We start from the raw sequence: 229 nt of genomic DNA on the forward strand, positions 1-229 counted from the left end.
GCGATTAGTGGGTCGCTGAACGCAGCTGTTGTACCGTTTTTTGAAAAGCTTGTCTTGTAGTCGCCAAGGAAGTCTGAGCTTAGCTCAATACCAAATTTGTCATTAAAATTGTAACCAGAGTAGATGCCTGCACCAATTGCATCATCATCACATTTAGCACCGGCTACACATGCGCTGTCTAGCCAGCCCATACCCACTTTTGCACCTACATAAGTGGTTGCAGCAATAG

At 45.4% G+C, this 229-nt stretch carries 1 pseudogene; it reads right to left on the minus strand.

The features are described from left to right. A pseudogene (locus AB4486_RS22650) lies at positions 1–229 on the minus strand (OmpA family protein); the annotation flags it as partial.

The organism is Vibrio sp. 10N.222.55.C6 (genome assembly GCF_041473395.1).
GTDB classification, from domain to species: Bacteria; Pseudomonadota; Gammaproteobacteria; order Enterobacterales; family Vibrionaceae; genus Vibrio; species Vibrio crassostreae_C.